Here is a 15,453-nt window from a genome sequence, read left to right on the forward strand (position 1 = left end):
AGTTTCAGTGAAACCGAGCCTCTGTCGTATAGTCTTGAAACATTACTCAGATTTAATGCTGTTCACCGGATTTTCGTTGGCTACTTTCCATGCCCGCAGCATTACGCTGACAACAATCAACAGCAACACAACCAATGCTATGCTGAGGTATAGCCAGACACTGGGGACAATGGCATCGCTAAACTGCTCAAGCCATTTGCCACCGACAAACCAGGCTACTGCTGCACCCAATAGTACAGCAGGCAAGGCTGTCCAGAAAATATCTCTTGAAAGAAGTTGCAAAACATCTCCGGCCTCAGCCCCATTTACTTTACGGATCGCAATCTCTTTACTACGACGACTGACTTCATCGTTAGTATAGCCGAAAAGTCCCATCAAGGTAATCAGCAGGATGGAAATAGAAGCAATGATTACCGAATCGCGGAAACGACGAATCGCTTCGTATTGCTGATCGATTATTTCCTGCAAAGGGATAAACACAATATCCTTCGTAGTAAACAGTTCTCCCATCTTTTGATTGAGAGCTTTCAAATTTTGATCGAATGGTTCCTTCAAACGTACATGGGGAGCTCCGGAAGCAAAGGGACTGCTGATATACATCACTATATCCTGAGGAGTATATGCACTTCGTATCGGAAAATCCTTTGCGACTCCCACAACAGGAAGAGAAGTCCCGATATTGACCTGTTTACCTACCGCACTGTCTTCCCAATGCATCTTCCGCACAAATTCTTCATTTACAATAGCCTGTTTGGGAGAATCAAAATTTTTACCATCAATAAGCTGAACTCCCATCATTGACAAAAAGTGGTAATCGCACATTGAAGTATGTGCATCGAAAAGCAACTTTCCTGTACTGTTGTAGACACTGAAACCACTATAGTAATCGGAAATAGGAAACCAGGCAAAAGCAACATCTTCTACCATCGGCAAACGACGTATATCAGAACGGGCATTATCAACTTCGTCATCGCTGAAGTAACACCTCGCAACAACTATCCGTTCAGGATTATAATTCAACTCACGATTCATCACACTATAGTATTGAAGCAATACAACTGCCAATAAACCAAAGACAAAAGGTACTCCGGCAAACTGAACAAAAAGTAACGGGCGCTTCCAGGTTGTCTTCCGTTCGGTATAACGACGAAAAACCTGACTCACCGGAATAGACGAAAACATATATCCGGGTATCACTCCTGCCACGAAGAAAACAACTGCTATCACAAGCAAAGGCACCCATAAGGTCTCCCAAGTGAAAAGTGCACCGACCGAGGCGTTCAGCGTATCCTGAATCAGTTCCCTAAGATTCAGAATCAATAGCCCGACCAATACGAGTGCAGACAATATAATAAACATGGTTTCCCATAAAAACATACCGAATATGTTACCATCACTGGCCCCACTGCATTTATGGACTCCCACTGCTTTTGCACGACGTGCCAATGACGATACGGAAATCAATACATAGTTCAAAGCAGCTATCAATAAAATGGCAAAAGCAAGAACCGACATGATAAGCACCATTTTTCTTACATCCGGCTGACTACTGTGGTACTCAGATATAGGTTGAAAAGAATACTCCTCAGAAAAACCATCCTTCCCCTGCGGAAGATACTTTTTCTGCATTTCCGGTAACCGTCCGGCAACCCTCTCAGGAGCTTCCGTATCATTATGGAAACGAACCACCCCCATGTAACTGATATCATATCCCCAACCGGCACGATCCTCTCCCATCCGCTTATACAAAGTGGCAAACGATACGATTACATCATATTTTAGGTCTGTATTCTCCGGCTGATCGGCAAATACTCCCCGTACAGTGACCGGATAGTTCTTTTCCCATAACATGGTTTGCCCGATAGGGTCTGCATCACCAAAGACACGTCGTGCCAATGATTCATTAATGAAAATAGCGTCGGGAGCCACTAAATCAGCTTTGTTCCCTTTCAACACTTCTACCCCCATAGTTGGGAGGAAGTGATCGTCTGCATAAATAGTCTGCTGTTGATCAAAACGTTCGTTTCCTTTAAAAAATATTTGCTGACCAACATTACGCAGCACAGTAGCCTCTTCCACCTCATCAGGAAAGTTCTCCCGGATAGCAGCAGGCATTGCACCATAAATATAAGGACTTGGCTTCTCCTGCTTTCCTTCATAAGAGTAAGAAGCCTGTATCAGAAACAGGTTCCTTGACTCCGGATAAAAATGGTCATAACTCAGTTCAAACGCGACCCGGGCAAACAGTAGAAGTCCGACAAACAGTCCCAAAGTTAACGAAATAATCTTAATGACATTTGAACTGCGTCCACGGATTAAGGTCTGAATGGTATAATATATGTGTCTTAGCATATTGATCTTTATTAAGCCTTTACACTTGCCACCACGCTACCGTCAAACAGATGCACCGTGCGATGGGCAAACGAAGCATCATGTTGGGAGTGGGTCACCATAATAATTGTTGTTCCCTCTTTATTCAATTCGGTCAACAAATTCATTACCTCCGCACCATTCTTGGAATCAAGGTTACCGGTCGGTTCGTCAGCAAGAATCAATTTCGGGTTAGTCACAACTGCACGGGCTATAGCCACGCGTTGTTGTTGTCCACCGGAGAGTTGCTGTGGGAAATGCTTGGCACGATGACTAATATTCATCCGGCGCAGCATATTCTCTACCATCTGACGCCGTTCAGAAGATTTTATACCCAAATAAGTGAGAGGAAGTTCCACATTCTCGTAAACATTCAGTTCATCTATCAAATTGAAACTCTGGAAGACAAAGCCCAGTTTACCCTTACGTACCCGCGTACGCTCCTTCTCCTGAAGAGTAGCTACCTCCTGCCCCATCAACTGATAAGAACCTTCTGTCGGGTTATCAAGTAATCCCAAAATATTGAGCAACGTAGACTTGCCGCAACCGGAAGGTCCCATAATGGCAACAAACTCGCCCTCCTCTATATCCAGGCTCACATGGTTTAACGCTACGGTTTCTACTTCAGAAGTACGAAAGACTTTACTAATGTCATTAATCTGTATCATAATTTATTTTATTTGTTATTCACTCTTAATACTATTCACCGGATTTTCATTGGCGATGTGCCAGGATTTCCAAATAATGCATATAATGATAAAAGCCAGTAGGCAAATAGCTATTGCTACATACCAGCCTATACTTATAGATACCGTATCCCGAAATTGGCTTATCCATATTTGACTCACCAAGTAAGCTCCATATGTACCGATAGTAATTGAAGGAATAGCTACCCAGAAGATATCTTTAGATAACAAAAGCAAAACAGAACTTACTTCGGCGCCATTTATCTTACGAATAGCTATCTCTTTACCACGTCTGCGAACTTCATCATTCGTATACCCGATCAATCCCATCAAAGTGATAAACAGAATCGTTATAAAAGCCAATATAGTAGTATCACGGAATATCATTGTAGGACGATAGCCCCTTTCCAAATCCCGCTCCAAAGAGGTGAACTCAATTTCTTCTTGTGGATATATCTTTTTCATTTCATTATTCAACATACGCAGATTATCTGCAAAAGGTTCTTTAAGACGTACATGCATATTTACTAAATTAATCCCCCATTCAATCTCTATAGGTTCATAGTCAGGTGGAAGTGTACCAGAACAGAAAGGTGCGAGTATCCCTACCACCGTCCCTCGATTAGGGATTATTTCACCAACGCCACTACCTGTCCAACCCATCTTTTCTACATAGGGTTGATTGACCAGAAATTGCCTTTCGCCTGTGAGGTTTTGCCCGGCCTTAAGCCGAAGCCCCATAAGTGGGACAAAATCTTTGTCAAATATACCACAACGGGGAGTGAAAAGAGCATTCCCGTTCTCATCAGTCACCTGTCGGTTTCCAAGCCACATCATACCTCCCTCAGCAGTGGCTACTCCTTCTACATAAGGCAAAGATTTCAAATTATTACGTGCATTATCGGGCTCAGCAAACTTATGCCAACAAGATGCTACACGTTCCGGTCGATACCCCATATCTCTATTTGTAATATAATGGAACTGAAAAAAAGTCACACACATCAATCCAAAAATAAAAGCTACTCCTGCAAATTCTATAAATAGAAGTGTCCGCTTCCAACCCATATTTCCTTTAGTGTAATGATGGAAAACCTGCGTTACCGGAATTGAAGAGAAAACTTTTCCCGGCAATACACCTCCAATAATAAACAAAAAGGCAACTACCGACAATGGAGCCCATAGATTGTGCCAAGTGAAAAGAGATGATAACGACACTCCCGCCAATTCTTCAATTTTTTCCTGGAACTGGAATAAAAGTACTACCATGAAAAGCAGAGAGATCCCTATAATCAAAGCTGTTTCATATATAAACATCGAAAGTATAGCCTTATCAGACGCACCATTACACTTGTGAACGCCGATCCCTTTTGCCCGGTGAGAAAGTGAAGAAATAGAAATAAGTACATAGTTCATAGTGGCGGCAAAAAGAATGGCAAATCCTAATAAAGACATTATTAAAATTGTCTTCCGCACATTAGATTGCTCCAAATGAATAGTACGTAAAGGTACTACAAACATATGTAAATGCAGATTCATTTCAGGAGGAATGTGCTTTGCAATCACCTTATCAATACCGGCATTGATAGCATCAGCGCTTCTTTCTCCGTCTTTTAAGCGGATAAAAGCATTATAATTACCACCACTCGTCCAACCCGAACGTCCCCAACCATATTTATTATGGCTGGCAAAAGAAAGAACCATTTCGTGACGTTCCAGCGATACATTATCCGGAAGATCGGCATAAACTCCTCTCACCAAAGCTTCAACTTGAGTGCCCCAAACCATCAGATGTAAGGTTTTTCCTATAGGATCCTCTTCACCAAATACTTCTCGTGCAACAGACTGTGACAAAAAAACCACATCTGGGTTGGTCAAATCATTCGGATTGCCATTAATAACTTCTATCCCCATGGTACGAAAATAAAGAGAGTCAGATAAAATGAAAGACCGATTCAACTTTCGGTTGCCTATCTTTAAAGTAGTTCCGAAAGACAAACTCGAAAAAGCTGCACTTTCTACCTCTTCCGGAAATTCCTCAGCAATGGTAGAGGCTACCGGAATCAATGTATATACTCCGGCATTCCCTTTAATCACTCCATTCTCAACCCACTCCGTTTTTACGATATAAAGATCATCCACATCCTGAAAAAAGTTATCATAACTAAGCTCAAAAGCAACTCGAGAGAATAAAATAATAGAAACTAATAGCCCCAACGTCAGAGATATTACTTTAATGACATTACTTCCGCGTCCGCGAATCAATGTCAGAATGGTATAATAGAATTGTTTCATCGTATGATCCTTTTAATTTATTAAGCTGTTACACTCGCCACAATACTGCCATCGAACAGATGTACTGTACGATGGGCAAACGAGGCATCATGTTGGGAGTGGGTCACCATAATAATCGTAGTACCTTCTTTATTCAACTCTGTCAGCAGATTCATGACTTCAGCACCATTCTTAGAATCGAGATTTCCCGTAGGTTCGTCAGCAAGGATCAATTTCGGATTAGTTACTACCGCACGGGCTATAGCCACACGTTGTTGTTGTCCACCGGAGAGTTGCTGTGGGAAATGCTTGGCACGATGACTAATATTCATCCGGCGCAGCATATTCTCTACCATTTTTCTCCGGTCGGAAGCCTTATACCCCAGATAAGTGAGAGGAAGTTCCACATTCTCGTAAACATTCAGTTCATCAATCAGGTTGAAACTCTGGAAGACAAAGCCCAGTTTACCCTTACGTACCCGCGTACGCTCCTTCTCCTGAAGACCGGCTACCTCCTGCCCCATCAACTGATAAGAACCTTCTGTCGGGTTATCAAGTAATCCCAAAATATTGAGCAACGTAGACTTGCCGCAACCGGAAGGTCCCATAATGGCAACAAACTCACCTTCCTCTATATCCAGGCTCACATGGTTTAACGCTACGGTTTCTACTTCAGAAGTACGAAAAACTTTACTAAGATCATTAATCTGTATCATAATTCTTTTTATTTTAATCGGTTTATTTTTGTTTATTCATTCTTTATACTCTTTACAGGATTCTCGTTGGCTATGTGCCAGGATTTTATCATCACACTAATCACAATTACAGCCATTATAGCCAAAGCAATCAGTACAAACCAATACACCTTCAAATGAATCTGTTCGGTAAATTGTCCCAACCAATGAATACCCATAAAATAGGCTCCTGTAGCACCTAACAATACGGCTGGCAGAGCTACCCAAACGACCTCCTTGGAAAGTAATTTTAATATATGGGAAGCTTCGGCACCATTCACCTTACGAATAGCTATTTCTTTGCTATGACGACGTACTTCATCATTAGTATATCCTATCAGTCCCATCAGTGAAATCAGCAAGATAACAATAAAAGCCAATATCACGGCATTGCGAAAGCGAAGTACGCTTAAATATTGGTTATCAATGGTTTTCTGTAATGATATAAATACAATATCTTCAGTGGGATACATTTCTCTTATTGTTTTATTAAGCAGACGAAGATTTTCCTCGTAAGGTGCCTTGAGCCGGACGTGATAACAATCATTCACATCCTGTTGCCCCATAAATACCACCGGTTTTAATTCATCATAATAACTGCTTACCGGAAAGTCTTCCATCACTCCCACAACTGTAAAATCCTCATATCTCATGCCCACAGCCCCATCAGTCCAATGGATAGACTTTACAAACTTTTCATTTACCAGAACCTGATTGGGACCATCCAAATCCTTCCCTTCTTTAATACGAATCCCCATAAACGGAGCATAATTATATGAACAAACATTCAGACGGGCTGTGAATACAATCGCTCCGTTATCATCAGCAACAGGCTGACCGCTATAACCGGAAGTTATGTTTGACCAACAGACAGCAACATCTTTTACCATTGATAAACGACGGAGATTATCCAAAGCAGATTCCGGATCATCAAAGCTGTGATAAGTGAAAGCCACTCCGTCAGCATTATACCCTAAAGGTTTGGTTGTAATCCGATTGTACTGTATAAGAACCACGCACAATACACCAAAAATAAAAGTCATCCCGGTAAACTGTACAAAAAGCAGAGACCGTTTCCAACCTCTCCTCCCTTCAGTATAACGTCGGAACACCTGAGTGACAGGAATAGATGAAAATAGATATCCGGGAATGATACCGGCAAATAAAAACAGAACCAGAATAACACAAACAGGTACCCAGAGAGTTCTCCATGCAAAAAGAGAACTTAAAGAAGCGGAAGCAATATCCTCTATTTGCTCATCAAAATTTAAAACCAAGACACCGACCAATATCAAAGATACCAAAATGATAATGCTTGTCTCCCAAAGAAACATCGAAAAGATGTTTTCGCCACTGGCTCCACTGCATTTATGTACACCTATCGCTTTGGCACGACTTGCGAGTGACGAAACAGAAATCAAAACATAATTCATTGCAGCTATAAAAAGGATAACAAATCCCAATAAGGACATAATCATTATCATTTTATGTACAACGGGAGTCTCTGCGTAAACTTCACGGATCGGTTGAAGTGAATAGCGCATTCCAAAGCCGTCATTTTCAAGATCGAACGGCAAGTACTTTTCAATCACCTTATCTATCCGAGAGTTCACTTTCTCCAAACTTCCGCTCTCTTTCAGGCGAATATACCCTTCGAAACTATCGCCACAAGTCCAGCTGACACATTCCCACTCATGTTTTATGATGGTAGCAAAAGATATTACCACATCATGGCGTAAAGAACTATTCTCCGGAATATCCGCATAGACACCTTTAACAGTCATGGGAAAGGAACGCTTATAAAGTAGTACTTTCCCTATCGGATCTTCATTGCCAAATGCTTTTCGTGCAAAACTCTCGGAAATGAACATGGTTTCCGGATTACCCAGCTCATGCGGGTTACCTTTTAGGACCTCAATACCCATCGTCCGAAAAAAAAGAGAATCGGCAAGAATGACCTTAGGCTCCAAACGAGTACTTCCATTGAACAAAGTATTACTACGACTTTGCACACGCACCACTGTAGCCGACTCAATATCTTCGGGAAAGTTTTCACTAATAGCAGTCGGAACAGGAGCCATCACTGTCGGGTAAGGACCTTTCTTTTCACCATCCTTATAATGCACTGTAACATTGACGGCACATAATTTATCAGCCTCGTAATAATGGTTGTCAAAACTCAATTCAAAAGTAACACGTGCAAAAAGCAGTATCCCCATAAATAATCCCAAGGTCAACGAAATAATTTTAGCCAAATTTAAGCCCCGCCTATTAAGAAGAGTCCGGAAAGTGTAGTAAAGTTGTCTCATATCTCTGTCTGTATATTATTATTTTAGAAAAACAGAAGTAACTCAATAATTATAAAGTTATTTATCTATTATAAAGCAGAAAGCGTGCCAAGAGGATTTATCTATTGACAATCAAACCATTACATTTCAACATCTTCATTCTACCTGTCTAATTCTTAGACACTGCTGTCTATTTATTAGACAACAATATTTGCTTATCGAGAAGAAAACTCTATCTTTGCATCGAGTTTTCACTTCAAAAAAATAGTTTATGGATAAGAAAAAAGGAATAATCGGAATCTTTCTCTCTTGCCTGTTACTTACCGGTTGCGACATGATAGACTACCATCCCTACGATGTCAAAATCAAAGGCGAAAGAGATATTAATAACAAAAATATCGAGAAGATAGAAGCCAAATGTCTGAATAAGACTACTATCCGCTTTATAGCTATGGGTGACTCGCAACGATGGTATGACGAGACAGTAGACTTTGTAAATGCCGTAAATAAACGAAACGACATCGACTTTGTAGTGCATGGAGGGGATCTGAGCGATTTCGGACTAACAGACGAATTTCTATGGCAAAGAGATATCATGAACAAACTAAATGTGCCGTATGTCGCCTTGATTGGTAATCATGACTGTTTGGGAACAGGAGAAGAAGCATTCAGGAAGATATTTGGAGATACTAATTTTTCATTTATCGCAGGAAGAGTAAAGTTTGTATGCCTCAATACGAATGCAATGGAATATGATTACTCGGATCCTATTCCGGATTTCAATTTTATCGAAGCGGAATTGACAGAACGTTCGGACGAGTTTGACAAGACGGTATTTTGCATGCATGCCCGCCCTTTGTGCGATCAGTTTAATAACAATGTAGCCAAGATCTTTCAAATGTATATACGTCAATTTCCAGCCCTGCAATTCTGTACTGTAGCCCATGAGCATCGTATCAGTGCTTCGGATGTATTTGAGGACGGAGTAATGTATTACGGCAGCAATTGTATGAAAAACCGCAGTTATTTAGTATTCACCATAAAACCTGAAGGATATGATTATGAAGTGGTTGAATTTTAAATCTACTCTTTATACTGTATTGGCACTGTTCTTGTTTTGTCCGGAAGACGCTTTGGCACAGGCAGACAAAAGTGATGAAGAAGAAACCAAAGATACTGTTCTGGTCTCCAAATCGGAGCCCAGCAAATATGATAAACGCATCCACCGTTTCCGGAAAGGATGGAACTCTTTGATACCGACTCACAATAAAATACAGTTTGCCGGAAATATGGGCATGTTCTCTTTCGGAACCGGATGGGATTACGGACGGAGGGATCAGTGGGAAACCGACCTTTTTCTGGGATTTATTCCCAAACATGACTCACATCGCACGAAACTGACTATGACCCTCAAGCAAAACTATATGCCTTGGAGTCTTGAGTTGGGGAAAGGCTTTTCTACGGAACCTCTGTCATGCGGGCTCTACTTTAATACGGTATTCGGACACGAGTTCTGGGTAAAAGAACCCAGCCGCTATCCGGAAGGGTACTATGGCTTCTCTTCCAAAATCCGTACCCACATCTTTCTGGGACAACGGTTAACCTATAACATTGATAAAGACCGTCGTTTCTTTACCAAGTCTGTCACACTCTTTTATGAATTGAGTACTTGCGACTTGCTGCTGATAAGCCGTGCCACAAACCGTTACTTACGGGCACGTGACTATTTAAGCCTATCTTTCGGATTAAAATTCCAGTGGCTATAATGACATAAACAAAAGATGAAATTTTATCTCCCCTCTTTCTCCTGTCAGGAGGGGAGATAATAAGATATTTCCCGGATTTAGATTCATTTTGATCCTCTGTAATAGAGAATTGTTATTAACTTTGCCGCTAACAATTAAATTTCAATCTTCTAAATGGGAACCATTATCATTGTCGACGATAACAAAGGAGTACTGACAGCAGTGCAGCTATTACTGAAAAATCATTTTTCGAAAACCATCACCCTCTCTTCACCAGTCAGCTTGTCATCTGTTCTGAGAGAAGAAAATCCGGAAGTCGTCTTATTGGACATGAATTTCACTTCCGGCATCAACAACGGCAACGAGGGCCTATTCTGGTTGCACGAAATCAAACGCCAATACCCCAATCTCCCGGTAGTACTTTTCACCGCATACGCCGATATTGATTTAGCTGTACGAGGTATCAAAGAAGGCGCTACCGACTTTATCGTAAAGCCATGGGATAACCAAAAGTTAGTCGAGACTCTGCTAAACGCTGCTTCACAGGCCAAAGAAGGCAAAAAGAAGAACCGAAAGAAAGAAAATCCTTCTATAGCTGCCATGTACTGGGGTGAAAGCAGTGCTATGCAACAACTTCGCATGCTGGTAGAAAAAGTAGCTACAACCAATGCCAACATATTGATTACGGGAGAAAACGGCACCGGAAAAGAAATGCTCGCCCGGGAGATTCACGCCCTGTCATCCCGTTATAAAGAAACGATGGTCTCCGTAGACATGGGGGCAATTACCGAGTCTTTATTCGAAAGCGAGCTTTTCGGACATGTGAAAGGTTCTTTTACCGATGCACATGCCGACCGCACGGGTAAATTTGAAGCAGCCAACCATAGTTCTCTCTTTCTTGACGAAATCGGGAACCTCCCCTACCACCTGCAAGCCAAACTGTTGACAGCCATCCAACAAAGAAGTATCGTACGGGTAGGTAGTAACGAACCTGTTCCTGTAGATATCCGGCTGATTTGTGCTACCAACCGGAATCTACAGGGAATGGTTGATAAAGGAGAGTTCCGCGAAGACTTACTTTACCGTATCAACACCATTCATGTAGAGATTCCGCCTCTGCGTAATCGCAGGGAAGATATTGTCCCACTGGCCGAACGCTTCATTACACGTTTCTGTAAACAATACGACAAAGCTCCCATCAGCCTGACTGCATCTGCTTGTGAAAAGCTGACCGCACACTCCTGGTACGGTAACATCCGGGAACTGGAACATGCTATCGAAAAAGCAGTCATCATCTGTGACGGCAATTCGATACCTGCCGAAATGTTTCAATTGGTACAAAAAACAGAAATACAGCAAACCGAAGCTTCCACACTTGAGGAGATGGAAAAAGCCATGATCCGGAAGGCATTGGATAAATGCGAAGGCAACCTTTCGGCAGTAGCTTCCCAATTGGGAATCACCCGCCAGACACTATACAATAAGATGAAAAAGTTCAGCTTATGAAGACTCACATCAGACTACTTACCGAACGATATTGGTTCCGCCTCGGAGTGAGCCTCTGTTTTGCCATAACAGCGGCTCTGCTTTACTCAAACAGAGACTTCGTTTGGATGATATTGAGCCTCTGTTTTTTAATCTTCAGCATCTGGTGGCAATTATCTCTATACCGCATCCATACCAAGCGGGTTCTTTTCATGATCGATGCGCTTGAGAACAACGACAATGCCATTCACTTCCCGGAAGAAAAAACCACACCCGAAACCCGGGAAATCAATCGTGCACTGAACCGGGTGGGACACATATTATATAATGTAAAATCGGAAACGGCACAACAAGAGAAGTACTATGAACTTATTCTTGACTGTATAAACACAGGAGTATTAGTGCTCAACGATAACGGAGCCATCTATCAAAAAAATAACGAAGCACTCCGTCTGTTAGGATTGAATGTACTTACTCACATCCGCCAACTGAGTAAAGTAGACGTGACATTGATGCAAAAGGTGGAATTCTGCCGTACCGGAGAAAAACTACAGATTACTTTTAATAATGAACGGGGCACAGTCAATCTTTCCATTCGCGTATCGGATATTACAATACGCAAAGAACATTTACGCATCCTCGCTCTCAGCGACATCAACAGCGAATTGGACGAAAAGGAAATTGATTCGTGGATACGCCTGACACGTGTATTGACTCACGAAATAATGAATTCGGTAACTCCCATCACTTCACTGAGCGATACCCTGCTCTCACTTTCCGATACCCATGACGAAGAAATACGCAGTGGTCTCCAGACCATCAGCACTACAGGGAAAGGGTTATTAGCTTTTGTAGAGTCTTATCGACGTTTTACCCGTATCCCCACTCCCGAACCATCTTTGTTTTATGTAAAAGCCTTCATCGATCGCATGGTAGAACTGGCACGGCATCAGAACACTTGCAAAAACATCACGTTTCATACAGATATTTCTCCTGCCGACTTAATTGTTTATGCCGATGAAAATCTGATCTCGCAGGTTGTCATCAATCTGCTCAAAAATGCAATTCAAGCTATTGGTACACAAGCTGACGGAAAAATAGAAATCAGTGCCCGCTGTAACGATTCGGAAGAGATACTGATAGAGATCAAGAACAATGGTCCCGTCATTCCCCCGGAAATAGCAGACCATATCTTCATCCCATTCTTTACGACCAAAGAGGGAGGTAGCGGCATCGGACTTAGTATCTCTCGCCAGATCATGCGTCTGTCCGGAGGAAGCATCACCTTATTACCGGGTAAAGAAACTAAATTTGTGCTGAAATTTAAGTAAAACCATTGTTTCCAAAATGCGATATCAGTATTATTAGCAACGCAATAGCAACAGTTACCGGCAAACAATGAGAAAAGATTCCTGTTATTAATAATATATCAATTCAATCTTTAAAGCCATGACCTATCTTGCTAACAACCCTTTATTCCACGGAATTTCGCCCGAAACGCTATCCCGTGATTTTGACGGAATCGTTTCTCACCTCCGTATGTTCCGCAAAGGTGACATTCTTGCCAGACAAGGTGACGTATGCAACCGGCTGATGATATTGCTAAAGGGCAGTGTCCGGGGAGAAATGATCGATTATTCGGGCAGACTGATTAAAGTAGAGGATATTACTGCCCCTCGTGCGATAGCCCCACTTTTCTTGTTTGGTGCCGACAATCGTTACCCGGTAGAGGTCACAGCAAACGAAGCTACTGAAATTTTTGAAATACCTAAAGAAAGTGTACTGAAGCTATTCCGGAGAAATGAGAGATTCTTAGAAAACTATATGAACCTTTCGGCCAATTATGCCCGGACACTTGCCGACAAACTATTTTTTATGTCTTTCAAGACGATCCGGCAAAAACTGGCCTCGTACCTGCTCCGGATTTCAAAACAGCAGGAGGGAAATCCTATACTACTCGATCGCTCACAGCAAGAATTGGCCGATTATTTCGGAGTGTCACGCCCCTCACTGGCACGCGAACTGGCACACATGCAGGATGATGGCCTGATCAGAACAGACCGGAAATTAGTGCATATCCTGAGAAAAGAAGATTTAATGCAGTTGATACAATAAAATCTCCAATCTTTTTTCTATTGTTTGTAACATTGGTTACAGAACTACCTCAAATCCTCCACCTATCTTTGCCTTCAATTAAGAAACCAATTAATACGTAAGAATTATGAGTATGTTCTGTTATCAGTGTCAGGAAACCGCAAAAGGTACAGGCTGTATCCTTAGCGGAGTATGCGGGAAAACTCCCGAAGTAGCCAATATGCAAGACCTCTTGCTTTTTGTTGTACGCGGAATCGCAGTCTACAACCAGGCATTACGCAAAGAAGGACGTTCTTCTGCCCAGGCAGATAAATTCATCTTCGATGCCTTGTTTGTCACTATTACAAACGCCAATTTTGACAAACGGGCCATTATTGAAAAAATAAAGAAGGGCCTCGAACTCAAAAAAGATTTAGGTAGTCAGGTTACTATCGAGTCTGTCCCCGATGAATGTACCTGGTATGGCGATGAATCAGAGTTTGAAGAAAAAGCCCAAACTGTAGGCGTACTTCGCACTCCGAACGAAGACATCCGTTCACTGAAAGAACTGGTTCACTATGGCATTAAAGGTATGGCGGCATATGTAGAACATGCCTATAACTTAGGATACGAAAACCCGGAAATATTTGCTTTTATGCAACACGCACTGGCAGAACTGACCCGCGAAGATATTACGGTAGATGAACTGATAACCCTCACACTCACTACCGGAAATTATGGGGTACAGGCAATGGCCCAGCTTGATACTGCCAACACCAATCATTACGGAAATCCGGAAATATCTGAAGTAAATATTGGCGTCCGGAGCAATCCTGGTATCCTTGTCAGCGGGCATGACCTGAAAGATATAGAAGAATTGCTACAGCAAACAGAAGGTACCGGTATAGACATTTATACCCACAGTGAAATGCTGCCGGCACATTATTATCCCCGGCTGAAGCAATACAAGCATTTAGTAGGAAATTACGGCAATGCCTGGTGGAAGCAAAAAGAGGAATTTGAGAGTTTCAACGGTCCCATCCTCTTCACTACCAATTGCATCGTTCCACCACGCCCGAATGCCACTTATAAAGATCGGATTTACACAACGGGAGCTACCGGTTTGGAAGGTGCTATCCACATCCCCGAACGTAAAGACGGAAAGCCAAAAGACTTCTCTATCATCATTGAACATGCACGACGTTGCCATCCACCGGTAGCAATAGAAAACGGTACGATTGTAGGCGGATTCGCCCATGCCCAAGTAATCGCATTGGCCGATAAGGTGGTAGAAGCAGTAAAAAGCGGTGCTATCCGTAAGTTCTTCGTCATGGCCGGATGTGACGGCCGAATGAAAAGTCGCAGTTATTACACAGAGTTTGCAGAGAAACTTCCGGCAGATACAGTGATCCTGACAGCAGGATGTGCCAAGTATCGATATAATAAGCTACCTTTAGGAGACATCAACGGCATTCCCCGAGTACTGGATGCCGGACAGTGTAATGACAGTTATTCGCTCGCTATCATCGCTATGAAATTGCAGGAAGTATTCGGACTAAAAGATATCAATGATCTGCCAATCGTTTATAACATTGCGTGGTATGAACAAAAAGCCGTTATTGTTCTGCTGGCTTTGTTAGCACTTGGAGTGAAAAAGATTCATTTGGGACCGACACTTCCTGCATTCTTATCACCTAACGTAAAACAGGTACTGATCGATAACTTCGGAATCGGAGGTATCAGCACAGCGGACGAAGATATTGCAAAGTTCCTGGCATGATATGAACGGTAAATGATGAAC

Annotated in this window: 11 protein-coding genes; 6 read left to right on the forward strand and 5 right to left on the reverse strand. The window is 42.2% G+C overall.

Going from position 1 to position 15,453, the window contains the following annotated elements; translation table 11 throughout:
* Positions 1 to 42 precede the first annotated feature (42 nt).
* The 5 genes from JZY04_RS04795 to JZY04_RS04815 are packed head-to-tail and all read right to left on the reverse strand — an operon-like array spanning position 43 to position 8,370.
* A complete protein-coding gene (locus JZY04_RS04795; protein ID WP_122143332.1) occupies positions 43 to 2,352 on the reverse strand; it encodes an FtsX-like permease family protein in 2,310 nt (769 codons plus the stop codon).
* 11 nt (positions 2,353 to 2,363) lie between these two features.
* On the reverse strand, positions 2,364 to 3,038 hold the full coding sequence (locus JZY04_RS04800) for an ABC transporter ATP-binding protein (RefSeq protein WP_220576330.1): 675 nt from the start codon (positions 3,036 to 3,038) through the stop codon (positions 2,364 to 2,366).
* A gap of 15 nt (positions 3,039 to 3,053) precedes the next feature.
* Positions 3,054 to 5,348, reverse strand: coding sequence for an ABC transporter permease (locus JZY04_RS04805; RefSeq protein WP_122143337.1), 2,295 nt, complete (start codon positions 5,346 to 5,348; stop codon positions 3,054 to 3,056).
* A 20-nt stretch (positions 5,349 to 5,368) separates the two neighbouring features.
* Positions 5,369 to 6,043, reverse strand: coding sequence for an ABC transporter ATP-binding protein (locus tag JZY04_RS04810; protein ID WP_032529935.1), 675 nt, complete (start codon positions 6,041 to 6,043; stop codon positions 5,369 to 5,371).
* Between the two features lie 32 nt (positions 6,044 to 6,075).
* Positions 6,076 to 8,370 carry an FtsX-like permease family protein gene (locus JZY04_RS04815; RefSeq protein WP_220577418.1) on the reverse strand — a complete coding sequence of 765 codons (2,295 nt, stop codon included), beginning with the start codon at positions 8,368 to 8,370 and terminating at the stop codon, positions 6,076 to 6,078.
* A 250-nt stretch (positions 8,371 to 8,620) separates the two neighbouring features.
* Between JZY04_RS04815 and JZY04_RS04820 the strand changes: the two genes are divergently transcribed.
* From JZY04_RS04820 to hcp, 6 genes are all read left to right on the forward strand, one after another.
* Entirely contained in the window at positions 8,621 to 9,430 is an 810-nt protein-coding gene (locus tag JZY04_RS04820; RefSeq protein WP_005805687.1) for a metallophosphoesterase, read from the forward strand.
* Positions 9,405 to 10,115 (forward strand): hypothetical protein, encoded by a 711-nt coding sequence (locus tag JZY04_RS04825; protein WP_005805685.1) that lies wholly within the window; start codon positions 9,405 to 9,407, stop codon positions 10,113 to 10,115. Before JZY04_RS04820 ends, JZY04_RS04825 begins: the two co-directional genes overlap by 26 nt.
* Positions 10,116 to 10,268: 153 nt before the next feature.
* Positions 10,269 to 11,600: a sigma-54 dependent transcriptional regulator gene (locus tag JZY04_RS04830; protein ID WP_122143339.1), complete on the forward strand. Its 1,332-nt coding sequence runs from the start codon at positions 10,269 to 10,271 to the stop codon at positions 11,598 to 11,600.
* Positions 11,597 to 12,910 carry a PAS domain-containing sensor histidine kinase gene (locus JZY04_RS04835; RefSeq protein WP_122143340.1) on the forward strand — a complete coding sequence of 438 codons (1,314 nt, stop codon included), beginning with the start codon at positions 11,597 to 11,599 and terminating at the stop codon, positions 12,908 to 12,910. The genes JZY04_RS04830 and JZY04_RS04835 overlap by 4 nt, the downstream gene beginning before the upstream one ends.
* Positions 12,911 to 13,028: 118 nt before the next feature.
* A complete protein-coding gene (locus JZY04_RS04840) occupies positions 13,029 to 13,694 on the forward strand; it encodes a Crp/Fnr family transcriptional regulator (protein WP_005805678.1) in 666 nt (221 codons plus the stop codon).
* Positions 13,695 to 13,800: 106 nt separating this feature from the next.
* On the forward strand, positions 13,801 to 15,432 hold the full coding sequence (hcp, locus tag JZY04_RS04845) for a hydroxylamine reductase (protein ID WP_122143341.1): 1,632 nt from the start codon (positions 13,801 to 13,803) through the stop codon (positions 15,430 to 15,432).
* The last annotated feature ends 21 nt before the right edge of the window (positions 15,433 to 15,453 follow it).

It is taken from the genome of Bacteroides sp. 11BF (assembly GCF_019633765.1).
GTDB classification, from domain to species: Bacteria; Bacteroidota; Bacteroidia; order Bacteroidales; family Bacteroidaceae; genus Bacteroides; species Bacteroides hominis.